This is a genomic window from Pseudomonas sp. UME65 (genome assembly GCF_014170225.1).
GTDB lineage: Bacteria > Pseudomonadota > Gammaproteobacteria > Pseudomonadales > Pseudomonadaceae > Aquipseudomonas > Aquipseudomonas protegens.
This window is the reverse complement of the sequence record NZ_LZZQ01000004.1, coordinates 167,795-190,381: the sequence shown is the minus strand read 5'-3', so window position 1 is coordinate 190,381 and position 22,587 is coordinate 167,795. Positions and strand designations below refer to the sequence as shown.

Annotated in this window: 18 protein-coding genes; 9 read left to right on the top strand and 9 right to left on the bottom strand. The window is 63.1% G+C overall.

Annotated features, from left to right (window positions below):
* Positions 1 to 129 precede the first annotated feature (129 nt).
* Positions 130 to 948 (top strand): pyruvate, water dikinase regulatory protein, encoded by an 819-nt coding sequence (locus A9971_RS02025; protein WP_183000798.1) that lies wholly within the window; start codon positions 130 to 132, stop codon positions 946 to 948.
* A 48-nt stretch (positions 949 to 996) separates the two neighbouring features.
* Here A9971_RS02025 and A9971_RS02020 read toward each other — a convergent pair whose 3' ends face one another.
* A complete protein-coding gene (locus A9971_RS02020) occupies positions 997 to 2,421 on the bottom strand; it encodes a PLP-dependent aminotransferase family protein (protein WP_183000797.1) in 1,425 nt (474 codons plus the stop codon).
* A gap of 93 nt (positions 2,422 to 2,514) precedes the next feature.
* Here A9971_RS02020 and A9971_RS02015 point away from each other — a divergent pair, with 93 nt between their 5' ends.
* Positions 2,515 to 3,468 carry a DMT family transporter gene (locus tag A9971_RS02015; protein WP_072451600.1) on the top strand — a complete coding sequence of 318 codons (954 nt, stop codon included), beginning with the start codon at positions 2,515 to 2,517 and terminating at the stop codon, positions 3,466 to 3,468.
* 118 nt (positions 3,469 to 3,586) lie between these two features.
* Here A9971_RS02015 and prpD read toward each other — a convergent pair whose 3' ends face one another.
* From prpD to A9971_RS01985, 6 genes are all read right to left on the bottom strand, one after another.
* Positions 3,587 to 5,071, bottom strand: coding sequence for a 2-methylcitrate dehydratase (prpD, locus tag A9971_RS02010; protein ID WP_183000796.1), 1,485 nt, complete (start codon positions 5,069 to 5,071; stop codon positions 3,587 to 3,589).
* A 177-nt stretch (positions 5,072 to 5,248) separates the two neighbouring features.
* The gene (gene prpF / locus A9971_RS02005) at positions 5,249 to 6,439 is read right to left on the bottom strand and encodes a 2-methylaconitate cis-trans isomerase PrpF (protein ID WP_015634743.1); all 1,191 of its coding nucleotides are present in this window, start codon (positions 6,437 to 6,439) and stop codon (positions 5,249 to 5,251) included.
* A gap of 61 nt (positions 6,440 to 6,500) precedes the next feature.
* Positions 6,501 to 9,095 (bottom strand): Fe/S-dependent 2-methylisocitrate dehydratase AcnD, encoded by a 2,595-nt coding sequence (gene acnD, locus A9971_RS02000; RefSeq protein WP_183000795.1) that lies wholly within the window; start codon positions 9,093 to 9,095, stop codon positions 6,501 to 6,503.
* Between the two features lie 201 nt (positions 9,096 to 9,296).
* Positions 9,297 to 10,424 carry a 2-methylcitrate synthase gene (gene prpC, locus A9971_RS01995; RefSeq protein ID WP_011060182.1) on the bottom strand — a complete coding sequence of 376 codons (1,128 nt, stop codon included), beginning with the start codon at positions 10,422 to 10,424 and terminating at the stop codon, positions 9,297 to 9,299.
* Between the two features lie 174 nt (positions 10,425 to 10,598).
* Entirely contained in the window at positions 10,599 to 11,492 is an 894-nt protein-coding gene (prpB, locus tag A9971_RS01990; protein ID WP_011060181.1) for a methylisocitrate lyase, read from the bottom strand.
* The gene (locus A9971_RS01985; protein ID WP_011060180.1) at positions 11,489 to 12,211 is read right to left on the bottom strand and encodes a GntR family transcriptional regulator; all 723 of its coding nucleotides are present in this window, start codon (positions 12,209 to 12,211) and stop codon (positions 11,489 to 11,491) included. Before A9971_RS01985 ends, prpB begins: the two co-directional genes overlap by 4 nt.
* Positions 12,212 to 12,478: 267 nt before the next feature.
* Here A9971_RS01985 and A9971_RS01980 point away from each other — a divergent pair, with 267 nt between their 5' ends.
* The 4 genes from A9971_RS01980 (at position 12,479) to pabB (ending at position 17,059) form a co-directional block, all read left to right on the top strand.
* Positions 12,479 to 13,015, top strand: a complete 537-nt coding sequence (locus tag A9971_RS01980) for an ATP-dependent zinc protease (protein ID WP_011060179.1) — start codon at positions 12,479 to 12,481, stop codon at positions 13,013 to 13,015.
* Positions 13,016 to 13,020: 5 nt separating this feature from the next.
* A complete protein-coding gene (locus tag A9971_RS01975) occupies positions 13,021 to 14,553 on the top strand; it encodes an inactive transglutaminase family protein (protein WP_011060178.1) in 1,533 nt (510 codons plus the stop codon).
* Positions 14,553 to 15,539 (top strand): alpha-L-glutamate ligase-like protein, encoded by a 987-nt coding sequence (locus A9971_RS01970; RefSeq protein ID WP_183000794.1) that lies wholly within the window; start codon positions 14,553 to 14,555, stop codon positions 15,537 to 15,539. Before A9971_RS01975 ends, A9971_RS01970 begins: the two co-directional genes overlap by 1 nt.
* 176 nt (positions 15,540 to 15,715) lie before the next feature.
* Positions 15,716 to 17,059, top strand: a complete 1,344-nt coding sequence (gene pabB / locus A9971_RS01965; protein ID WP_041120590.1) for an aminodeoxychorismate synthase component I — start codon at positions 15,716 to 15,718, stop codon at positions 17,057 to 17,059.
* A 143-nt stretch (positions 17,060 to 17,202) separates the two neighbouring features.
* On the opposite strand, the gene thrH is transcribed toward pabB, so the two are convergent.
* Positions 17,203 to 17,820, bottom strand: a complete 618-nt coding sequence (gene thrH / locus A9971_RS01960) for a bifunctional phosphoserine phosphatase/homoserine phosphotransferase ThrH (RefSeq protein ID WP_041116852.1) — start codon at positions 17,818 to 17,820, stop codon at positions 17,203 to 17,205.
* A 175-nt stretch (positions 17,821 to 17,995) separates the two neighbouring features.
* Between thrH and A9971_RS01955 the strand changes: the two genes are divergently transcribed.
* The 3 genes from A9971_RS01955 to A9971_RS01945 all read left to right on the top strand — a co-directional run bounded on the left by A9971_RS01955 (position 17,996) and on the right by A9971_RS01945 (position 21,543).
* Positions 17,996 to 18,730 carry a phosphoadenylyl-sulfate reductase gene (locus A9971_RS01955; protein WP_011060174.1) on the top strand — a complete coding sequence of 245 codons (735 nt, stop codon included), beginning with the start codon at positions 17,996 to 17,998 and terminating at the stop codon, positions 18,728 to 18,730.
* 488 nt (positions 18,731 to 19,218) lie between these two features.
* A complete protein-coding gene (locus tag A9971_RS01950; RefSeq protein WP_183000793.1) occupies positions 19,219 to 20,760 on the top strand; it encodes an NCS1 family nucleobase:cation symporter-1 in 1,542 nt (513 codons plus the stop codon).
* A 54-nt stretch (positions 20,761 to 20,814) separates the two neighbouring features.
* Entirely contained in the window at positions 20,815 to 21,543 is a 729-nt protein-coding gene (locus A9971_RS01945) for an aspartate/glutamate racemase family protein (RefSeq protein ID WP_183000792.1), read from the top strand.
* Positions 21,544 to 21,579: 36 nt separating this feature from the next.
* Here A9971_RS01945 and A9971_RS01940 read toward each other — a convergent pair whose 3' ends face one another.
* Positions 21,580 to 22,503, bottom strand: a complete 924-nt coding sequence (locus A9971_RS01940) for a LysR family transcriptional regulator (RefSeq protein WP_183000791.1) — start codon at positions 22,501 to 22,503, stop codon at positions 21,580 to 21,582.
* Positions 22,504 to 22,587: the final 84 nt, after the last annotated feature.

Sequence of the window (22,587 nt, the reverse complement as noted above, 5' to 3'; positions counted from 1 at the left end):
GCTCCAGGGAGCGTTTGCCCGCTATATGGCCTGGACCTGGAAAATAAGTGAGAATGCGGGCCATTCCCGGCCGACAAATCGCGCCTATCATATCCAAGAATCGTCACTAGCTTAAGGCCCAAGCCGCAAATGAAACGATCTGCTTTCTTTATCTCCGACGGTACCGGCATCACAGCGGAAACCCTCGGCCAGAGCCTGTTGGCGCAGTTCGAAAACGTTACCTTCAGCAAATTCACGCGGCCGTATATCGACAGCATGGAAAAAGCGCGGGCCATGGTACAACAAATCAATATAGCCGCCGAAAAAGACGGCCATCGCCCGATTATCTTCGACACCATCGTCAATCAGGACATTCGTGAGATCCTCGCGACCTCCAATGGTTTCATGATCGACATCTTCTCGACCTTCCTCGCGCCCCTGGAACAGGAGCTGAGCGAACATTCCTCCTACTCCGTCGGCAAATCCCACTCCATTGGCCACAACTCCAACTACATGGAGCGGATCGAGGCGGTGAACTTCGCCCTGGACAACGACGACGGCGCCCGCACCCGCTACTACGACAAGGCCGACCTGATCCTGGTGGGCGTGTCGCGTTGCGGCAAGACCCCGACCTGCCTGTACATGGCCATGCAATTCGGCATCCGCGCGGCCAACTACCCGCTGACCGAGGAAGACATGGAGCGCCTGCAGCTGCCCAATGCCCTGCGCGCCCACAAGCACAAGCTGTTCGGCCTGACCATCGACCCCGACCGCCTCACCGCGATCCGCAACGAGCGCAAGCCCAACAGTCGCTATTCCAGCTACGCCCAGTGCGAATTCGAAGTGCGCGAAGTGGAAAACCTGTTCCGCCGCGAAAACATCCCCCACATCAATTCCACCCATTTCTCGGTGGAAGAGATCTCGGCCAAGATCCTCGTGGAAAAAGGCGTGGAACGGCGCTTCAAGTAACCTCTGCGCGACCGACGGCGAGGCCCGCACTGCCCCTCGCCTACCGCCCTACCAGCGGGACAGCCCGCTCTCCTGCTTCAAGGCCGCGGCCAACGCGGCAAAGCCGTCCTGCAGCCGACGATCATCCGCGGAGGTATTGCAGACACTGGCCCGGACGAATTGCGGCACCGCCGCCTGGCCCACGGCAAAGGCTTCGGCAGTGGCCACCAGGTATCCCTGATGCTTGAGATCCGCCTCGATTTCAGAGGCACGCCACGGCTCCGGAACCCTGATCCAGAAATGCGGGCAACCCTCCGGACTGCGCCACTCCAGCCCCTGCAACACCTCCGTGACCAGCTCCTTGCGCCGGGCGATTTCGGCCATCTGCTGCTGACGCAGGCGCTCGGCAACTCCCGTGTCGATCCAGCCCGCTACCAGCTCCAGCGGCAAAGGCGTGGCCATCCAGCAGGTGGCGCGTACCGCTGCGGCCAAACGTCCCACCAGGGGCGACGGCGCATGCAGGAAACCGACCCGCAGCCCTGACGCCACGGCCTTGCTCAGACTGCTGATCAGCACCGTGCGCTCCGCTGCGAAATGGGCCAGGGGCGCCGGGCGCCGCTCCATCAGCACGGCGTGGGTTTCATCCTCCAGAATCAACAGGTTATGCCGGCGACAGAGCTCCGCCACGGCCTCGCGCCGCGCAGCGGACTGCACCGCAGCCGTGGGGTTTTGCAGGGTCGGGGTGCAATACAGCGCTGAAATGCGGTGCTGCCGGCACGCTTCGTCCAGGGCCTCCGGCAACAGCCCCTGTGCGTCCATCGGCAACCCCAGGAGCTTGATGCCCAACATTCGCGCCGTGCTGATCAGGCCCGGATAGGTCAGGTGTTCAGTGGCCAGCGTATCGCCGGGCTTGAGCAGTGCCAGCAAGGCGACATGCAAGCCGTGCTGGGCGCCGTTGACGCAAATCACCTGCTCGGGATCCGCCTGCAGGCCATCCTGGGTCAGCCAGCGCGCACCCACGGCGCGATACCGCGCCAGACCGGCCTCGGCGCTGTAACGGGCGATTTGCTGCAGCCCCAAAGGGTCTTCTGCCAATGCCCGCAAGCCCTGAGCGATGAAATGGCTTTCCTGGCCGGGAATATGGGTGTTGCGGCTCATGTCGAACAGCGCCTCCGGCTCCTCGGCGACGTTGCGAAAGCCGCTGTCGCGCTGGCGCTGCAAACCGTCCTGGCGCACATAAGTACCATCGCCGACCCGTGCCACCACCTGTCCCAGGCGTTCCAGCTCGGCGTACGCGCGGCTGATGGTGCCAATGGTCACGCCCAGCTTGTCCGCCAGCAGGCGATGGGGCGGCAGTTTGCTACCGGGGGCAAGCGTACCGTCGGCAATGGCCTTTTCCAGGGTCTCGGCCAGTCGCTTGTACTTGGCGCCCACCCCTTCCTGCAATGCGGAACGCATCATTGACACTGTGTCAATACTTACTTTGACAGCCATCATTTTCACCAATAGCGTTGCTCAAGGGCTCAATTACCGCAAATGACTCGCCCAATATAGAGGTCAATTGCTCATCACGAAAGGAATGCCTGCGTGAATACCAGCACCGTCATATCCGACACCCGGGCCCTGCCCCGCCCCTGGCTTGCCACCCTGGTGACCTGCACCCTGTTCCTGATTGTCTGCCTGAGTTGGGGCACCACCTGGCTGGGCATCAAGATTGCGGTGCAAAGCGTGCCGCCACTGACCGCCGCAGGCCTGCGCTTTCTGATTGCCTTTCCGCTGTTCGCCTGTTTTGCCTGGCTGCGCCGCGAGCCGCTGATGTTTCCCAAGGGCAGCCGGGGCTTCCTGGTATTCGTCACCCTGTGCTACTTCAGCCTGCCCTACACCCTGCTCAACTACGGCGAGGTGCACGTTTCCTCCGGCCTGACCGCGCTGCTGTTCAGTTGCATGCCGGTGTTCATCCTGATTTTTTCCGCCCTGCTGCTGCGGGAGAAGATTCACCTGGCGCAACTGCTCGGCATCGCCATCGGCTTTGCCAGCCTGTTCCAGATCATTCGCGGCCAGGGCCTGCTCAGCGACCACAATGAACTCTCGGGAGTACTGGCAATTCTCGGCGCGGCGCTGCTGCATGCACTGTGTTACGTGGTCACCAAGAAACACGGCAGCGCCATCAGCGTCATCACCTACAACACCTTGCCGATCGGCATCGCCGGTCTACTGCTGTGCCTGGCGGGGTTGGGGATCGAGCACCCGGACTTTTCCGCCATCAGCCCGCGTTCCTGGGGCGCCCTGCTGTATCTGGGGCTGGCGGCTTCTGTGGGTGGGTTCATTGTCTATTTTTTCCTGCTCAAACGACTGAACCCGGTGATCCTGTCCTTCGTGTTCATCATTTTTCCGGTGTTCGCGGTGATCATCGGCGCCTGGTACGAAGGCCAGAGCCTGTCCCGGGACCTGCTGCTGTATTCCTCGACCTTGCTCGGCGGTTTCGCCATCACCAAACTGCCCCTGGACAAATGGCTGTCCAGAAAGCCCGCCCGACGCTAAAGAGACTCTGTAGGAGCGAGCTTGCTCGCGAAGGCTTCAAGGACACCGCGTCAGCCCAGCGAGCCCGCGTCATCATTGACGTTCATCGCGAGCAAGCTCGCCCCTACAAGGGTGGGTTTCAGATCACCAGCAGGTCGACGAACCGGTGCACCGGCGTCGCCTCAAGCCGCGCCTGATCCTTGCACAGCTGGAAAATCTGCGTCGAACGCTGGGCCGTGAAACGCGTGGCCAGGTTGGCCTTGAACTTGTCTTCCAGCAGCGGGATGCCTTCGGCGCGGCGGCGCCGGTGGCCAATGGGGTATTCCACCGCGACCTGCTCGGTGCTGGAGCCGTCCTTGAAGAACACCTGGATCGCATTGGCAATGGAGCGCTTGTCGGCCTCCAGGTATTCACGGGTGTAGCGAGGCTCTTCGACGATATGCATCTTCTCGCGCAACTGATCGATGATCGGATGCGCGGCATGGAAATCGTCCTCGTAATGCTCGGCCACCAGGGTGCCGAAGGCCAGGGGCACGGCGGTCATGTATTGCAGGCAGTGGTCGCGGTCGGCGGCATTGGCCAGCGGCCCGACCTTGGAAATGATGCGGATCGCCGACTCATGGGTGGTGATGACGATGCGGTCGATTTCGTGCAGGCGGTTGCGCACCAGAGGATGCAAGGTCACCGCCGCTTCGCAGGCCGTTTGCGCATGGAATTCTGCCGGGAAACTGATCTTGAACAGCACGTTTTCCATCACGTAGCTGGCGTATTTCTGCGTCAGGCTGAACTGCCGCTGGCCCTCGGGTTTGAGCGCCAGGTCCTTGTTGGTATGGCTGAACAGCACGTCATAGAAGCCCCACTGCGGCGCCGTCAGGACGCCGGGAATGCCCATCTCGCCACGCAGGGCGATATCCGCCAGGCGCACTCCACGGCTGGAGGCATCCCCCGCCGCCCAGGATTTGCGCGAACCGGCATTGGGTGCATGGCGATAGGTGCGCAGCGCCTGGCCATCGACAAAGGCCTGGGACAGTGCCGCCAGCAACTGCTCGCGATTGGCCCCCATCAGCTTGGCGCACACTGCGGTGGAAGCCACTTTCACCAGCAGCACATGATCGAGGCCGACACGGTTGAAGGAGTTTTCCAGGGCAATCACGCCTTGAATCTCATGGGCCATGATCATGGCCTTGAGCACATCATTCATGGTCAGCGGCGCTTCGCCATTGGCCACGCGCTTTTGTGACAGGTGATCGGCCACCGCGAGAATTCCCCCGAGGTTGTCCGAGGGGTGGCCCCATTCGGCCGCGAGCCAGGTGTCGTTGTAGTCCAGCCAGCGCACGATGCAGCCGATGTCCCAGGCCGCCTTCACCGGGTCGAGGCGATAGCTGGTGCCGGGCACCCGGGCACCGAAAGGCACCACGGTACCTTCGACGATCGGCCCCAGGTGCTTGGTGCATTCGGGAAAACGCAGGGCCAGCAGGCCGCAGCCCAGGGTGTCCATCAGGCAATTGCGTGCGGTATCGAGGGCTTCTCGGGAGTCGATGGAATAAACCAGGACGTAATCGGCAATGTCCTGCAGGACCTGGTCGTAATCGGGACGGTTGTTCAGGTCAACGTTGCTGCTCATGAGCGCTTCACTCCAGTACAGGATGGTAGGTGGTGTCGATTCCTCAGTGACAGGTTCAGGTCAATAACGGCATCGCAGGTCTGCGCCTGCTCAGCGATTCAATCACAACCAGCGGCTGTGGCGAGGGAGCTTGCTCCCGCTGGACAGCAAGCCCCTCCACAGCAAGCGCTTCTCTTCCTAGAAACTGTCGCCGGGCACTCGCACCCAACCTTCCATCAGCACCCGCGCGCTGCGGCTCATGATGGCCTTGACCACCGTCCAGTCACCGCCGCTCCGGGTGGCTTCGGCGCCGACGCGCAAGGTGCCCGAGGGATGACCGAAACGTACCGCGCTGCGCGCGCCACCACCGGCCGCCAGGTTGACCAGGGTCCCGGGAATCGCCGCCGCGGTACCTATGGCCACCGCCGCGGTGCCCATCATCGCGTGGTGCAGCTTGCCCATGGACATGGCCCGCACCAGCAGGTCAACGTCCCCGGCCTTGATCGCCTTGCCGCTGGAGGCCTGGTAGTCCGCAGGCGCGGCGACAAAGGCCACTTTCGGCGTGTGCTGGCGCTGGGCGGCTTCATCCAGGTGTTTGATCAGGCCCATGCGCAGGGCGCCATGGGCGCGGATGGTCTCGAACATCGCCAGGGCCTTGGGGTCGCCATTGATATCGCCCTGCAGCTCGGTACCGCGATAGCCGATGTCTGCCGCGTTGACGAAGATCGTCGGAATCCCGGCATTGATCAGGGTCGCCTTGAAGGTGCCGACACCGGGCACTTCCAGGTCGTCCACCAGGTTGCCGGTGGGGAACATCGAACCGCCCGCGCCCTCTTCCTCGGCCGCAGGGTCAAGGAACTCCAACTGCACTTCAGCCGCCGGGAAAGTCACGCCGTCCAGCTCGAAGTCGCCGGTTTCCTGGACCTCGCCGTTGGTGATCGGCACGTGGGCGATGATGCTCTTGCCGATATTGGCCTGCCAGATGCGCACCACCGCCACGCCGTTCTGCGGAATGCGCGCCGGGTCCACCAGGCCGCTGCTGATGGCGAAGGAGCCCACTGCCGCCGAGAGGTTGCCGCAGTTGCCGCTCCAGTCGACAAAGGCCTTGTCGATGGCCACCTGGCCGAACAGGTAGTCGACGTCGTGGTCGGCCTTGATGCTCCTGGACAGGATCACCGTCTTGCTGGTGCTGGACGTGGCGCCGCCCATGCCGTCTATCTGCTTGTCATAGGGATCGGGGCTGCCGATCACCCGCAACAGCAGGGCATCACGGGCTGCGCCCGGCAGTTGGGCCGCCTCGGGCAGGTCCTGCAGGTTGAAGAACACGCCCTTGCTGGTGCCGCCACGCATGTAGGTGGCGGGAATCTTGATCTGCGCTACGAATGCCATGAATTTCAGGTCCCGATAATGACCGGGGGCGGCGCCTTGCGGCCCGCCCCCGGTACGTTGCTTAGCTGGCTACTGCCGATTCCAGGAAGTCCTGGGCGAAGCGTTGCAGCACCCCGCCCGCCTCGTAGATCGATACCTCTTCGGCGGTGTCGAGGCGGCAGGTCACCGGCACCTCGAGCCGCTCGCCGTTCTTGCGGTTGATCACCAGGGTCAGTTGCGCCCGAGGCGTGCGCGCGCCGATCACGTCGTAGGTTTCAGTGCCGTCGATACCCAGGGTCTTGCGGTCGGTGCCCGCGAGGAACTCCAGCGGCAGCACGCCCATGCCCACCAGGTTGGTACGGTGGATGCGCTCGAAGCCTTCGGCGACGATGGCTTCCACCCCCGCCAGGCGCACGCCCTTGGCTGCCCAGTCGCGGGACGAGCCCTGGCCGTAGTCGGCACCGGCAACGATGATCAGCGGCTGCTTGCGCTGCATGTAGGTTTCGATGGCTTCCCACATCCGCGTCACTTTGCCTTCCGGCTCGATCCGCGCCAGGGAGCCCTGCTTGACCTTGCCGTTTTCCTGGACCATTTCGTTGAACAGTTTCGGGTTGGCGAAGGTCGCGCGCTGAGCGGTCAAGTGGTCGCCACGGTGGGTCGCGTAGGAGTTGAAGTCCTCTTCCGGCAGGCCCATTTTCGCCAGGTACTCGCCGGCCGCGCTACCCGCCATGATGGCGTTGGACGGCGACAAGTGGTCGGTGGTGATGTTGTCCGGCAACACCGCCAGCGGGCGCATCCCGGTCAGGCTGCGCTCACCGGCCAGGGCCCCTTCCCAGTACGGCGGACGGCGGATGTAGGTGCTCTGCGGGCGCCACTCATACAGCGGCTCGACTTTCGGGCCGGTGTCTTCGTGGATGGCAAACATCGGGATGTAGACCTTGCGGAACTGCTCCGGCTTGACCGCCGCCTTGACCACCGCATCGATCTCCTCATCGCTCGGCCAGATGTCCTTGAGGCGGATTTCCCGGCCGTTGGCGTCCAGGCCCAGCACGTCCTTTTCGATATCGAAACGGATGGTGCCGGCAATGGCGTAGGCCACCACCAGCGGCGGCGAAGCCAGGAACGCCTGCTTGGCGTAAGGGTGGATGCGCCCATCGAAGTTGCGGTTGCCCGAGAGCACGGCGGTGGCGTACAGGTCGCGGTCGATGATTTCTTTCTGGATCACCGGGTCCAGGGCGCCGGACATGCCGTTGCACGTCGTGCAGGCAAAAGCCACCACGCCAAAGCCCAGTTGCTCCAGCTCATGGCCCAGGCCGGCCTCTTCCAGGTACATGGCCACGGTTTTCGAACCCGGGGCCAGGGACGATTTGACCCATGGCTTGCGGGTCAGCTCCAGCTTGTTGGCATTGCGCGCCAGCAGGCCGGCGGCGATCACGTTGCGCGGATTGCTGGTGTTGGTGCAACTGGTGATGGCGGCGATGATGACCGCGCCGTCCGGCATCTGCCCCGGGGTTTCGGACCACTGCCCGGCGATGCCCTTGGCCGCCAGGTCGCTGGTGGCGACCCGAGCGTGCGGGTTGCTCGGCCCGGCCATGTTGCGCACCACCGACGACAGGTCGAACTGCAGGCCGCGCTCGTAGCGTGCGCTCTTCAGGCTGTCGGCCCAAAGGCCGGTGTGCCTGGCGTAGCTTTCGACCAAACGCACCTGCTCGTCTTCACGGCCGGTGAGCTTGAGGTAGTCGATGGTCTGCTGGTCGATGTAGAACATCGCCGCCGTGGCGCCGTATTCCGGAGCCATGTTGGAGATGGTGGCGCGGTCGCCCAGGGTCAGCGCCGCGGCACCTTCGCCAAAGAATTCCAGCCAGGCCCCCACCACTTTCTGCTTGCGCAGGAACTCGGTCAGCGCCAGCACCATGTCGGTGGCGGTGATGCCCGGTTGCAGCTTGCCGGTGAGCTCGACGCCGATGATGTCCGGCAGGCGCATCCACGAGGCGCGGCCGAGCATGACACTCTCGGCTTCCAGGCCGCCCACGCCGATGGCGATCACCCCCAGCGCATCCACGTGGGGGGTGTGGCTGTCGGTGCCGACGCAGGTATCAGGAAAGGCCACACCGTCGAGCACCTGGATCACCGGGGACATTTTCTCCAGGTTGATCTGGTGCATGATGCCGTTGCCGGGCGGGATCACGTCGACGTTCTTGAAGGCCTTCTTGGTCCAGTTGATGAAGTGGAACCGGTCTTCGTTGCGCCGGTCTTCGATTGCGCGGTTCTTGTCGAAGGCGTCCGGGTCGAAACCGCCGCACTCCACCGCCAGGGAGTGGTCGACGATCAACTGGGTCGGCACCACCGGGTTGACCAGCGCCGGGTCACCGCCCTGGTCGGCGATGGCGTCGCGCAGGCCGGCCAGGTCCACCAGTGCGGTCTGGCCAAGAATGTCGTGGCACACCACGCGGGCCGGGAACCAGGGGAAGTCCAGGTCGTCGCGGCGTTCGATCAGTTGGCCGAGGGAAGCGTTGAGGGTTGCCGGATCACAACGGCGCACCAGGTTTTCCGCCAGTACGCGGGAGGTGTAGGGCAGGCTGTCGTAGGCGCCTGGCTTAAGCGCATCGACCGCCGCCCGGGCGTCGAAATAGTCCAGTTGGCTGCCGGGCAGCGTCTTGCGAAATTCACTGTTCATGGTCAGGGCTCGGTCACGGTAGTTTCAAAGGGAGCGCCTGGCACCGTGTTGAATGGGCATCTATCCCTTGCAGGAGCGAGCTTGCTCGCGATGACTGAATCAGGTCCGACATCGCTGTCGGCTGGTCCATCGCTATCGCGAGCAAGCTCGCTCCTGCAGGTGCTGCGGTGCATTCAATCAACAGTACCGGCGCCCTCCCGGTCAGCGGCGCTCGATTGGCACGAACTTGCGCTGTTCAACGCCGATGTACTCGGCGCTTGGACGAATGATGCGGTTGTTGGCACGCTGCTCGAACACGTGGGCGGCCCAGCCGGTCAGGCGTGAGCAGACGAAGATCGGTGTGAACAGCTTGGTCGGGATGCCCATGAAGTGGTACGCCGAGGCGTGGTAGAAATCGGCATTGGGGAAGAGTTTTTTCTGCTCCCACATGGTCTTGTCGATGGCTTCGGACACCGGGAACAGCACCTTGTCACCGACTTCGTCAGCCAGCTTCTGCGACCAACCCTTGATCACCTCGTTGCGCGGGTCGCTGTCTTTGTAGATCGCATGGCCAAAGCCCATGATCTTGTCCTTGCGCTCAAGCATCCGCAGCAACTCGGCAGTCGCCTCCTCGGGGCTCTGGAAGCGCTCGATTAGCTCCATGGCCGCTTCGTTGGCGCCGCCGTGCAACGGGCCGCGCAGCGAACCGATGGCCGCGGTGACGCAGGAATAGAGGTCCGACAGGGTAGAGGCACAGACCCGGGCGGTGAAGGTGGAGGCATTGAACTCGTGCTCGGCATAGAGGATCAGCGAGACGTTCATCACCTTGACGTGCAAGTCACTGGGCTTCTTGCCATGCAGCAGGTGCAGGAAGTGGCCACCGATGGTCTGCTCGTCGCTGACGCAATTGATGCGCACGCCTTCGTGGCTGAAGCGGTACCAGTAGCACATGATCGCCGGGAAGGCCGCCAGCAGGCGGTCGGTGACGTCGTGCTGCTGGGAGAAATCCTTCTCCGGCTCGATATTGCCCAGGAACGAGCAACCGGTACGCATCACATCCATCGGATGGGCCTGGGCCGGTATGCGCTCCAGCACTTCCTTCAGCGCCTGTGGCAGGTCGCGCAGCTTGCTCAGCTTGGCGCTGTAGGCGGCCAGTTGTTCCTGGGTCGGCAGGTCGCCGTACAGCAACAGGTAGGCGACTTCCTCAAACTGCGCATCGGCCGCCAGTTCGCGCACGTCATAGCCGCGGTAGGTCAACCCGGCACCGGCCTGGCCCACGGTGGACAGCGCGGTTTGCCCGGCCACCTGGCCGCGCAGACCTGCACCACTCAATACTTTTGCTTCGGCCATTGCTCTCTCCAATCTTGAATTTGTTAGGGACTTGGCAACTTCACGGGTCGGGGCTCCCCCGACAGTGCAGGAGCGAGCTTGCTCGCGATCCGAGCCCGCGCGCCCCAGCGAATCAGGGGCTGCGCGTTATCGCTGACGGCCATCGCGAGCTAGCTCGTTCCCACAGGGATTGATTCAGCCTTTCTTCTGCGCGAACAGCGCATCGAGCTTCTGCTCGAAGCTGTGGTAATCGATGCGCTCGTACAGTTCCATGCGGGTCTGCATGGTGTCGATCACATTTTGCTGGGTACCGTCGCGACGGATCGCGGTGTAGACGTTTTCTGCGGCCTTGTTCATGGCACGGAACGCCGACAGCGGGTACAGCACCAGGGAAACATCCACGGATTTCAACTGTTCGGTGGTGTACAGCGGTGTGGCGCCGAATTCGGTGATGTTGGCCAGGATCGGGGCTTTCACCCGATCGGCGAAGATCTTGTACATCTCGAGCTCGGTGATGGCTTCCGGGAACACCATGTCAGCGCCGGCCTCGATGCACGCCGCGGCGCGTTCCAGGGCCGACTCCAGGCCTTCCACCGCCAGGGCGTCGGTGCGCGCCATGATCACGAAGCTGTCGTCGGTACGGGCATCCACCGCGGCCTTGATGCGGTCGACCATTTCCTGCTGGGAAACGATCTCCTTGTTAGGGCGGTGACCGCAGCGCTTGGCGCCGACCTGGTCTTCGATATGGATCGCCGCGGCGCCGAACTTGATCATCGACTTGACGGTGCGCGCCACGTTGAAGGCCGACGACCCGAAACCGGTGTCCACGTCCACCAGCAGCGGCAGGTCGCAGACGTCGGTGATACGACGCACATCAGTGAGGACGTCGTCCAGACCGGTAATGCCCAGGTCAGGCACGCCGAGGGAGCCGGCAGCGACTCCGCCGCCCGACAGGTAGATGGCCTTGAAACCGGCGCGCTTGGCCAGCAGGGCATGGTTGGCGTTGATCGCGCCGACCACTTGCAACGGCTGTTCGCTGGCGACCGCATCGCGGAAACGCTGGCCTGGAGTGCTCTTGTTGGAACTCATGACTCACCTCGTGGAGTGGCTGTCTGATGGGCGCTGTCCTGGTAGTGACGCGCGATATTGCGTTTCGAGGCGCCGATGTGGCGGCGCATCAACAACTCGGCCAGTTCGCCGTCGCGATCGGCAATGGCATCGAGAATCCGGTGGTGTTCGGCAAAGGCCTGGTGCGGGCGGTTGGGGGTCGCGGAAAACTGGATGCGGTACATGCGCACCAGTTGATACAGCTCGCCACAGAGCATCTGCGTGAGGGTGCGGTTGCCGGCGCCCTGGATGATCCGGTAGTGGAAGTCGAAGTCCCCTTCCTGCTGGTAGTAGCCGACGCCGGCCTGGAACGCCGCATCGCGTTCGTGGGTATCGAGCACCCGGCGCAGTTCGTCGATTTCCTCGGTGGTCATGCGCTCGGCCGCCAAGCGACAGGCCATGCCTTCCAGGGACTCACGGATTTCGTAGAGTTCGATCAGCTCGGCATGGCTCAGGGACACCACCCGGGCGCCGACATGGGGCACCCGCACCAGCAGGCGCTGACCTTCCAGGCGGTGGATGGCCTCGCGCAGCGGGCCGCGACTGATGCCGTAGGTGCGCGCCAGCTCAGGCTCGGAGATCTTGCTGCCCGGGGCGATCTCACCCTTGACGATGGCCGCCTGGATCCGCCGGAAGACGTTTTCGGACAGGGTTTCAGAATCGTCCTGTGCCTGCATCGGGTGTTCGAGTTGATCCAGCATATTGTCGACACCTTTAAAATCAATGAGGCAAAAATTAGCCAATACACCGAAAACAGTCAAAGGAAAAATATAGATTGTCGACAATCGTCTAATAACCCTAAGCGCCAGAGCAAGACAAAAGGCCCGCCCCCGGCGCTGGCGCCATAAAACCAGCATGCTAGAATGCCGCCCGCATTGGCCTGTCATCTTTTTATGGCACGCATACGAGGGAGCTTGCGCAGCAATGCCGGTCGCCTTGAACTGAAGAACCCATGCCCATCAGGATCTATGAGACTCAAGGCCCTTCCCCTACTGCTCTGCCTGCTTGCCCTGCCCGGCATCAGCGCCGCCGCCGGCAAGACTGTCTACGGCTTGAATGAATACGCTCGGCTGTCCGGCATCGACCTGGAGGTCGCGGCCAAGCTCGACACCGGGGCCAAGACCGCTTCCCTGAGTGCCCGCGACATCAAGCGCTTCAAGCGCAATGGCGAGTCCTGGGTGCGTTTCTACCTGGCGATCGACGCCGCCCATTCCCATCCCATCGAACGGCCTCTGGCCCGGGTCAGCAAGATCAAGCGCCGTGCCGGCGACTACGACCCCGATGAGGACAAGAACTACACCGCACGGCCGGTCATCGCCCTGGATGTCTGCATGGGCAGCGCCCTGCGCAGCATCGAAGTGAACTTGACCGACCGCAGCGCATTCCAATACCCGCTCCTGATCGGCTCCGAAGCCCTGAAACGCTTCGATGCGCTGGTCGACCCCAGTCTTAAATACGCTGCTGGCAAACCCGCCTGCGCCACCGACGCTCATACCGCAGAGTAATTCCAATGCGCTCTCTTACCCTTCATCTGAAAGTCCTGATCGCCATCCTGGTGGTGCTGGGCATTTCGATCACGGCCTATCAGATCTTCGTGCTCGGCATTCCGGTGACCGAAGACGCTACCGACGATCTGTGGAACATCGATGCCAAGGTCGAGTTCGTCGCCAACGGCAAGGACCCGATCAAGATCCAGATGTTCGTGCCGCCCCTGAGCCGCGATTACGTGAGCCTCAACGAGAGCTTCATTTCCAACAACTACGGGGTGGCGGTGAACCGCGTCGACGGCAACCGCAAGGTCACCTGGTCGGCGCGCCGGGCCAAGGGCAACCAGACCCTGTACTACCGCCTGGTGCTGACCAAGCGCTACAGCGCCGAGAAAGCCAAGGTCAAGGGCCCGACCTTCCGTGACAGCATGGCCGTGGAAGGCCCGGAAAAGATCGCCGCCGACGCCCTGCTGGCACCGATCCGCCAGCATTCGGCGGACGTCGAGACCTTCATCAGCGAAGCCATCAAGCGGGTCAACAACGCCAATGACGACAACGCCAAGCTGCTGCTGGCCGGCGATCCGTCCAGCACCAACAAGGCGAAGATTGTCGAGCTGCTGCTGTCCATCGCCCACGTGCCGGTGGAAAAGGTCCACACCATCCGCCTGGTGGCCGACCAGCCGCAGACCCCGGAGCTTTGGCTGCGCAGCTTCAACGGCACCGACTGGCTGTACTTCAACCCGGAAACCGGTGAGCAGGGCATGCCCAGCGACCGCCTGCTGTGGTGGACCGGCGACGACAACCTGATCACCGTCGATGGCGGCAAGAAAGCCAACGTCACCTTCAGCCTCAACAACAGCGAAATGAACGCCATTCGCCTGGCCAAGCTGACCGACGAGAACACCGACGCCAACTTCCTCGAATACTCGCTGTACGGCCTGCCGCTGCAGACCCAGCAGACCTTCATGATCATGGTGATGATCCCCATCGGCGTGCTGGTGATCCTGGTGCTGCGCAACCTGATCGGCCTGCAGACCCTCGGCACCTTCACCCCGGTGCTGATCGCCCTGGCCTTCCGCGAGACCCAGTTGGGCTTTGGCATCGTGCTGTTCACGGTGATCACCGCGCTTGGGCTGTCCTTGCGCTCCTACCTCGAACACTTGAAGTTGCAGATGCTGCCGCGACTCTCGGTGGTACTGACCTTCGTCGTGGTGCTGATCGCCGCCATCAGCCTGTTCAGCCACAAGCTGGGCCTGGAACGCGGCCTATCGGTGGCACTGTTCCCGATGGTGATCCTGACCATGACCATCGAACGCCTGTCCATCACCTGGGAAGAGCGCGGCGGCGGCCATGCGATGAAAGTCGCCATCGGCACCCTGTTCGCCGCCTCCCTGGCGCACCTGATCATGAGCGTGCCGGAACTCACCTACTTCGTCTTTACCTTCCCGGCGATGCTGCTGATCCTGGTGGGCTTCATGCTGGCGATGGGTCGCTACCGCGGCTACCGCCTGACGGAGCTGGTGCGTTTCAAAGCCTTCGTCAAGGCCGACTCCTGATGTTTGGCCTGTGGAAGACCTGGAAAGCCCTGGAAGCGCGGGGAATCATGGGCATCAACCGGCGTAACGCCGACTACGTGCTCAAGTACAACAAGCGCAGCCTGTACCCCATCGTCGATGACAAGATCATCACCAAGGAACGGGCGATCAAGGCCGGCATCCATGTGCCGGAACTGTACGGGGTGATCTCCACCGAGAAGGAAATCGACAAGCTCGACGCGATCATCGGTGAACGCAACGACTTCGTGATCAAGCCGGCGCAAGGCGCCGGCGGCGACGGCATCATTGTGATCGCCGACCGCTTCGAGGGCCGTTATCGCACGGTGTCGGGCAAGATCATCAGCCACGAGGAAATCGAGCACCATATTTCCAGCATCCTCACCGGCCTGTATTCCCTGGGCGGCCACCGCGATCGCGCGCTGATCGAGTACCGGGTGACCCCGGACCAGATCTTCAAGAGCATCAGCTACGAAGGCGTGCCGGACATCCGCATCATCGTGCTCATGGGCTACCCGGTGATGGCCATGCTGCGCCTGCCGACCCGCCAGTCCGGGGGCAAGGCCAACCTGCACCAGGGCGCCATCGGCGTCGGGGTCGACCTGGCCACCGGCCTGACCCTGCGCGGTACCTGGCTGAACAACATCATCACCAAGCACCCGGACACCACCAACGCGGTGGACGGCGTGCAACTGCCCTACTGGGACGGCTTCATGAAGCTAGCGGCCGGCTGCTACGAACTCTGCGGCCTGGGCTACATCGGCGTGGACATGGTGCTGGATCAGGACAAGGGCCCGCTGATTCTCGAACTCAACGCGCGGCCGGGGCTGAACATCCAGATCGCCAACGACTGCGGCCTGACCCAGCGCACCCACGCCATCGAAGCCCACCTTGAGGAGCTCAAGGCCCAGGGCATCGAGGAAAGCGTCGAGGAGCGGGTACGCTTCGCCCAGGAACTGTTCGGCCATATCCCTGCCGTGGAAGGCTGATAGCGCCTGCCGCAGGGTGCGAACGGAAGGCCCTGCGGACCTTTTCGCAGCCTGCGGCAGCAGCTACAGGTCGGTGAATACGCCACGAACCGGGCAATCACCGACATCCCCTCTAGGAGCAACTCCTGCAGAGGCATACAATCGCCAACCGCGCTCCGATGGCTGATTTGCCCCGCATGTTGACCTGTTCCGTACACCCGCTCCCCTACCGCACCAACCCCGCCGAGTATTTCGCGGCAATCGAGCACGCCCCCGGCGCCGTGCTGCTGGACAGCGGCCGGCCCAGTGCCGAGCGCGGGCGCTATGACCTGCTCAGCGCCTGGCCCCTGGCGCAGTTGACCGTGGCCGCCGAAGAAAGCGGCAGGGGCTTTCTCCAGCGCCTGCGGGACAACCTGGGGCAACTGGGCCCGGCGCAACTGCCCGCTCCTTATGAACTGCCCTTCGCCGGCGGCCTGATCGGCTACCTCAGCTATGACTTCGGCCGCCATCTGGAGCGCCTGCCAAGCCAGGCCCGGGATGACCTGCAACTGCCCGACGCACGCTTTGGCCTGTATGCCTGGGCGCTGATCAACGACCACCAGGCAGGCACCAGCCAGCTGGTATTCCACCCCAGCCTGGATGCCACCGAGCGCCAGCGCCTGATTCAACTGTTCAGCCAGCCGCTGCCCGCGTCGCAGCCGACATTCAAGCTGACCGGAGCCATGCTGGCTGATCTGAGCGCCGAGGACTACCGCCAGGCGTTCCAGCGCATCCAGCACTACATCCAGGCCGGCGACTGCTACCAGGTGAACTTCGCCCAGCGCTTTCGCGGCCAGTACCAGGGTGATCCCTGGGCGGCCTATTGCGCCCTGCGCGCCGCCTGCCCGACCCCGTTCTCGGGTTTCCAGCGGCTGCCGGAAGGCGGTGCGGTGCTGAGCCTGTCGCCGGAGCGCTTCGTCCACGTCAGCCAGGGCCGGGTGGAAACCCGCCCGATCAAAGGCACACGCCCCCGCGGCCGGGATGCGGCGCAAGACGCGGCCAATGCCGCCGAGCTGCTGGCCAGCCCCAAGGACCGGGCGGAAAACCTGATGATCGTCGACCTGCTGCGCAACGACCTGGGGCGCACCTGCCGCATAGGCTCGGTACGGGTACCGGAGCTGTTCAGCCTGGAAAGCTACCCCAACGTGCACCACCTGGTGAGCAGCGTCACTGGCGAGCTGGCGGACGGCAAGGACGCCCTGGACCTGATCGCCGGCAGCTTTCCCGGTGGCTCGATCACCGGAGCACCGAAGATCCGCTCGATGCAGATCATCGACGAGCTGGAACCCACGCGGCGTGCCCTGTACTGCGGTTCGCTGCTGTACCTGGACGTGCGCGGAGAAATGGACAGTTCGATCGCCATCCGCAGCCTGCTGGCCAAGGATGGGCAGATCTGTTGCTGGGGCGGCGGCGGAATAGTCGCGGATTCCGACTGGCAGGAGGAATACCAGGAATCCATCACCAAGGTGCGGGTGCTGCTGGAGACATTGCAGGGGCTTTAGGGCCTCTTCGCCGGCAAGCCGGCTCCTACAAGCGCGCGCCGTTCTCCCCCCGTAGGAGCTGGCTTGCCAGCGAAGGCGTCGGCAGGATTTGCGCAAAATCCAGGGGCCCCTTCGCCGGCAAGCCGGCTCCTACAAGAACGGTTTTACAGGCTCAGGGGACGATTGGAAGCCTTGATGAACTCCTGCTTCAGCTCGGCAAAGCTGTGCACCGCCGGGAACTGCGGGAACTCGCGGATCACGTTGTCCGGGGCGTGGAACAGGATGCCGGCATCCGCCTCACCGAGCATCGTCGTGTCGTTATAGGAATCCCCCGCCGCAATCACCCGGTAGTACAGGCTCTTGAAGGCCAGCACCGACTGGCGCTTGGGGTCTTTCTGGCGCAACTGATAGCCGCTCACCCGGCCGCCGTCATCGGTGATCAGGCGGTGGCAAAGCAGGGTCGGAAAGCCCAGCTGGCGCATCAAGGGCTGGGAAAATTCATAGAAGGTGTCGGAAAGGATCACCACCTGGAAGCGCTCGCGCAGCCAGTTGACGAATTCCACCGCGCCGTCCAGTGGCTTGAGGGTGGCGATCACTTCCTGGATGTCCGAAAGCTTCAGGCCGTGTTCGTCGAGAATCCGCAGGCGCTGCTTCATCAGCACGTCGTAGTCGGGAATATCCCGGGTGGTTGCCTTGAGGGATTCAATCCCGGTTTTTTCGGCAAAGGCGATCCAGATTTCCGGGACCAGTACACCTTCCAGATCGAGACAGGCAATTTCCACAAGACACTCCCATTGGTTCTGATTATTTAAATTGAGCGAGCAAAAGGACTGCCGAACTCTAGCGATTCGCCTGCACAGGCGCAACGCAGAGGAGCGCGCCAGGGCCGTGTGGATTTTGTTAAGATCGCCCCCCTATAGAGCGCACAGCGCCACCGACCTGTAGGAAACCGCCCTGATGACCCCATCGTTCGACGTCGCTGAACTCGCCGCGACCTATGCCAACAAGTCTGCCCAGGACATTCTCAAACTGGCCTTTGCCCAGTTCGGCGATGACCTGTGGATTTCCTTCAGCGGTGCCGAGGATGTGGTGCTGGTGGACATGGCCTGGAAGCTGAACAAGAACGTCAAGGTGTTCAGCCTGGATACTGGCCGCCTGCACCCGGAAACCTACCGTTTCATCGATCAGGTACGTGAACACTACAAGATCCAGATCGAGCTGATCTCGCCGGACCACAGCAAGCTCGAACCCTTCGTCAAGGAAAAGGGCCTGTTCAGCTTCTATAAGGACGGCCATGGCGAGTGCTGCGGTATCCGCAAGATCGAACCGCTGCGGCGCAAGCTGTCCACCGTCAGCGCCTGGGCAACCGGCCAGCGCCGTGATCAGAGCCCGGGTACCCGCAGCCAGGTGGCGGTGCTGGAAGTCGACACAGCCTTCTCCACGCCGGAGCGCACCCTGTACAAGTTCAACCCACTGGCACAAATGAGCAGCGAGGAGATCTGGGGTTACATCCGCATGCTCGAACTGCCCTACAACAGCCTGCATGAGCGCGGCTTCATCAGCATCGGCTGCGAGCCCTGCACCCGCCCGGTACTGCCCAACCAGCACGAGCGCGAAGGCCGCTGGTGGTGGGAGGAAGCCACCCAGAAAGAATGTGGCTTGCACGCCGGCAACATCATCAGCAAAGCCTGACCCCCTTCCCTGCGGGCGCGCCTGAAGGACGTCCGCACTGAAAGCCAACCCGCAGCAAAACCTGTACACAAGAATGTCACCGTCGGTGCCATTTTTGTGTGCACTTCAAAGATTCCCCGCCCCAAAAGGTTACAAGCCTTTCCTGCGCCGATATCCATTGGGCGCCAAGCCGTGCCTGGCGAAAAATAAATACCTGTTCAAACGGTCAATTTTTAATCTCGTCTTTTCAGAAGGTTAGGAATAACCCATAACAAAACGAAATCAGCAGCCAATTTCATAGTCGTGAAATTGGCACAGAAGTGGCTTTAGTGGATTTATGTTTTGTATACAAAAAAACCAAAACATACATACACTAACCGTCCGCACGCCTGACCCACGACTCAAGCTGCAGATGCCCCGAACCCAGTGATTCCTCCCCTGTGACGAAGATTGTCGAGCCCCCTCGCTCAAGCACAGTCATCCAGGTCCGGAGTCAGGAGCATGCCGGAATGCGTACCAGCCCTTCCAACAACATCGCACTGGATCTGCCCTCCTCGCCGCATTCGCACAACGTCCAACAACCTGTCGCCGATGCGGCCCCCATCGCGCTCAGCCCACGCCTGCACAACCGCGACCTGGCACCGACCAAGGTCGAAGGCCGGCGCTGGGGTGGCTACAGCATCTTCGCCTTGTGGACCAACGATGTGCACAACATCGCCAACTACTCCTTCGCCATCGGCCTCTACGCCCTGGGCCTGGGCGGCTGGCAGATCCTGCTGTCCCTGGGGATAGGCGCGGCGCTGGTGTATTTCTTCATGAACCTGTCCGGCTACATGGGGCAGAAGACCGGGGTGCCGTTCCCGGTGATCAGCCGCATCAGCTTCGGCATCCATGGCGCGCAGATTCCGGCACTCATCCGGGCAGTGATCGCCATCGCCTGGTTCGGCATCCAGACCTACCTGGCCTCGGTGGTGTTTCGCGTGCTGCTCACGGCCATCCATCCGGGCTTCGCCGATTACGATCACAACTCGATCCTCGGCCTCTCGACCCTGGGCTGGGCCTGCTTCCTGGTGATCTGGCTGGTGCAACTGGCGATCCTCGCCTATGGCATGGAAATGATCCGGCGCTACGAAGCCTTCGCCGGGCCGATCATCCTGCTGACCGTGGCCTGCCTGGCCGCCTGGATGTACACCCAGGCCGACGGGCAGATCGCCTGGTCGATCCGCGAACCTCTGACCGGCAGCGAAATGTGGCGGCAGATCTTCGCCGGCGGCGCCCTGTGGCTGGCGATCTACGGCACCCTGATCCTCAACTTCTGCGACTTCGCCCGCTCCTCGCCGTGCCGCAAGACCATCAAGGTCGGCAACTTCTGGGGCCTGCCGGTGAACATCCTGGTGTTCGCCACCATCACCGTGCTGCTGTGCGGCGCGCAGTTCCAGATCAATGGCCGGGTCATCGAAAGCCCCACGGAGATCATCGCCTCGATCCCCAACACACTGTTCCTGGTCCTGGGCTGCCTGGCCTTTCTGATCGTGACCGTGGCGGTGAACATCATGGCCAACTTCGTCGCCCCGGCCTTCGTCCTCAGCAACCTGGCGCCCAAGTACCTGACCTTCCGCCGCGCCGGGCTGATCAGCGCGGCGCTGGCGGTGTTGATCCTGCCGTGGAACCTGTACAACAGCCCGCTGGTGATCGTGTATTTCCTCTCCGGCCTGGGCGCCCTGCTCGGCCCGCTGTACGGGGTGATCATGGTGGACTACTGGATCCTGCGCAAAGCCCAGGTCAACGTGCCGCAGCTCTATAGCGAAGACCCGCAAGGCGCCTATTTCTACAGCCACGGGGTCAACCTGCGGGCAGTGGCGGCCTTTATTCCCGCGGCGCTGATCGCCATCGTGCTGGCCCTGGTGCCGGGTTTTGCCAGCGTCTCGCCATTCTCCTGGCTGATCGGCGCCGGCATCGCCGGGATGCTCTACCTGATCATCGCCAAGCGCCAACCTGGCTACGCGGACGTCAGCGGCGAAAGCATCGCCGTGGACAACGTCAGCCATTGAACCTGCCCGGCCCGGCGCGCCGGGCCTGAACTGCCCAACCTGCAAGGAACCCTCATGCGAATTCTCGTGGTCAACGTCAACACCACCGACTCCATCACCCAGGCCATCGCCCACCAGGCACAAAGCGTGGCAGCGCCGGGTACCGAGATCATCGGCCTGACTCCCTACTTCGGTGCCGAATCGGTGGAAGGCAACTTCGAAAGCTACCTGGCGGCCATCGCCGTAATGGACCGGGTGCTGGCCTACGACCAGCCCTATGACGCGGTGATCCAGGCCGGCTACGGCGAGCACGGCCGCGAAGGCTTGCAGGAACTGCTGAACGTGCCAGTGGTGGACATCACCGACGCCGCCGCCAGCACTGCCATGTTCCTTGGCCACGCCTACTCGGTGGTCACCACCCTGGACCGCACCGTGCCGCTGATCGAAGACCGGCTCAAGCTCTCCGGCCTTTATGACCGCTGCGCCTCGGTGCGGGCCAGCGGCCTGGCGGTACTGGAGCTGGAGGAAGACCCGCTGCGCGCCGTGGAAGCCATCGTGCGCCAGGCCGAACGGGCGGTGACCGAGGACAAGGCCGAAGTCATCTGCCTGGGCTGCGGGGGCATGGCCGGCCTGGATGAACAGATTCGCCAGCGCACCGGGGTGCCGGTGGTGGACGGAGTAACGGCAGCAGTGACCATTGCCGAGTCCCTGGTGCGTCTGGGGCTATCCACCTCCAAGGTACGCACCTATGCCACGCCCCGGCCCAAGCGAGTGCAGGGCTGGCCCTTGCGGGCGGGGCGCTGAGGCCGGCGGTACATAGAGTCGTCGCCAGGCCGGCTCCTACAAGGCGCTGAAGGCCTGAGCCAGGCCTTGCTCGGCGAACCGCTCAATGACGAAGTCGACGAAGGCCCGCGTCTTGCCCGGGAGCATCTTGTGCTCGGCGTAGTAGATCGAGGTAAAGCCATCGTCCACGTACCAGTCCGGCAACACCCGCTGCAAGGCCCCGGAACGCAGGTAATTGACGGCAAACGGCATGCTCACCAAGGCCAGGCCCAGCCCTTGGGCCGCGGCGATGCAGGCGGCCTCGGAATCGCTCATGGTCATGCTGGCCTTGAGCTCCAGCGGGCACATCAGCCCTCCCCGACCGGTCATCTGCCAGGTGCGGATGCGCCCGGTCTGGGGGGAGCGGATAAGAATCCCGCCGCAATGCCGCAGGTCTTCGGGCCCGTTGATCGGTGCCCGCCCCCGCAGGTAATCGGCGCTTGCCACCAGCACCCGGTGAGCCGGCGACAGCCGCCGGGCGACCACTCCCTGGGGCAATTCGAAACCGCCGCCAATGGCCGCATCGAAACCTTGGCCGATCAGGTCCACCTGGCGGTTGTCGAAATGCCAGTCGGGATGAATATCCGGGTAGCGGCGCAAAAAGGCGCCGAGCATCGGCACTATGTACAGCCCGCCGAACACCGTGCCCATGCTGACCTTGAGCGTCCCCGCCGGGCGCCCCTGGGCATCGGCCAGGGTGCTGACCGCGTTCTGGATGGTCTGCAGGCTGTCGGCGACTTCCGCGAGAAACAGGCGGCCGGCCTCGGTCAGGGTCAGGCGTCGGGTGCTGCGCTGGAACAGGCGCACACCAACCCGGGTTTCCAGCTTGGCCACGCTCTTGCCCACCGCCGCCGGGGTCAGGCCGAGCCGTCGCGCCGCCTCGGCAAAGCTGCCGACTTCAGCGCTGCGGACAAAACATTCGATACTGCTAAAGGCTTCCATAGAGGCCACTCTAAACTTCTGGTTTACACAGAGTATAGAAATTACCGGCTACACAGAGGCTAATCAGCGGCAGATACTCGCTCC

Coding starts and splice junctions, on each gene's coding strand:
- A9971_RS02025 (WP_183000798.1), top strand. CDS start 130: ATGAAACGATCTGCTTTCTTTATCTCCGACGGTACCGGCATCACAGCG.
- A9971_RS02020 (WP_183000797.1), bottom strand. CDS start 2,421: ATGGCTGTCAAAGTAAGTATTGACACAGTGTCAATGATGCGTTCCGCA.
- prpD (WP_183000796.1), bottom strand. CDS start 5,071: ATGAGCAGCAACGTTGACCTGAACAACCGTCCCGATTACGACCAGGTC.
- prpF (WP_015634743.1), bottom strand. CDS start 6,439: ATGGCATTCGTAGCGCAGATCAAGATTCCCGCCACCTACATGCGTGGC.
- acnD (WP_183000795.1), bottom strand. CDS start 9,095: ATGAACAGTGAATTTCGCAAGACGCTGCCCGGCAGCCAACTGGACTAT.
- prpC (WP_011060182.1), bottom strand. CDS start 10,424: ATGGCCGAAGCAAAAGTATTGAGTGGTGCAGGTCTGCGCGGCCAGGTG.
- prpB (WP_011060181.1), bottom strand. CDS start 11,492: ATGAGTTCCAACAAGAGCACTCCAGGCCAGCGTTTCCGCGATGCGGTC.
- A9971_RS01985 (WP_011060180.1), bottom strand. CDS start 12,211: ATGCTGGATCAACTCGAACACCCGATGCAGGCACAGGACGATTCTGAA.
- A9971_RS01980 (WP_011060179.1), top strand. CDS start 12,479: ATGAGACTCAAGGCCCTTCCCCTACTGCTCTGCCTGCTTGCCCTGCCC.
- A9971_RS01975 (WP_011060178.1), top strand. CDS start 13,021: ATGCGCTCTCTTACCCTTCATCTGAAAGTCCTGATCGCCATCCTGGTG.
- A9971_RS01970 (WP_183000794.1), top strand. CDS start 14,553: ATGTTTGGCCTGTGGAAGACCTGGAAAGCCCTGGAAGCGCGGGGAATC.
- pabB (WP_041120590.1), top strand. CDS start 15,716: ATGTTGACCTGTTCCGTACACCCGCTCCCCTACCGCACCAACCCCGCC.
- A9971_RS01955 (WP_011060174.1), top strand. CDS start 17,996: ATGACCCCATCGTTCGACGTCGCTGAACTCGCCGCGACCTATGCCAAC.
- A9971_RS01950 (WP_183000793.1), top strand. CDS start 19,219: ATGCGTACCAGCCCTTCCAACAACATCGCACTGGATCTGCCCTCCTCG.
- A9971_RS01945 (WP_183000792.1), top strand. CDS start 20,815: ATGCGAATTCTCGTGGTCAACGTCAACACCACCGACTCCATCACCCAG.
- A9971_RS01940 (WP_183000791.1), bottom strand. CDS start 22,503: ATGGAAGCCTTTAGCAGTATCGAATGTTTTGTCCGCAGCGCTGAAGTC.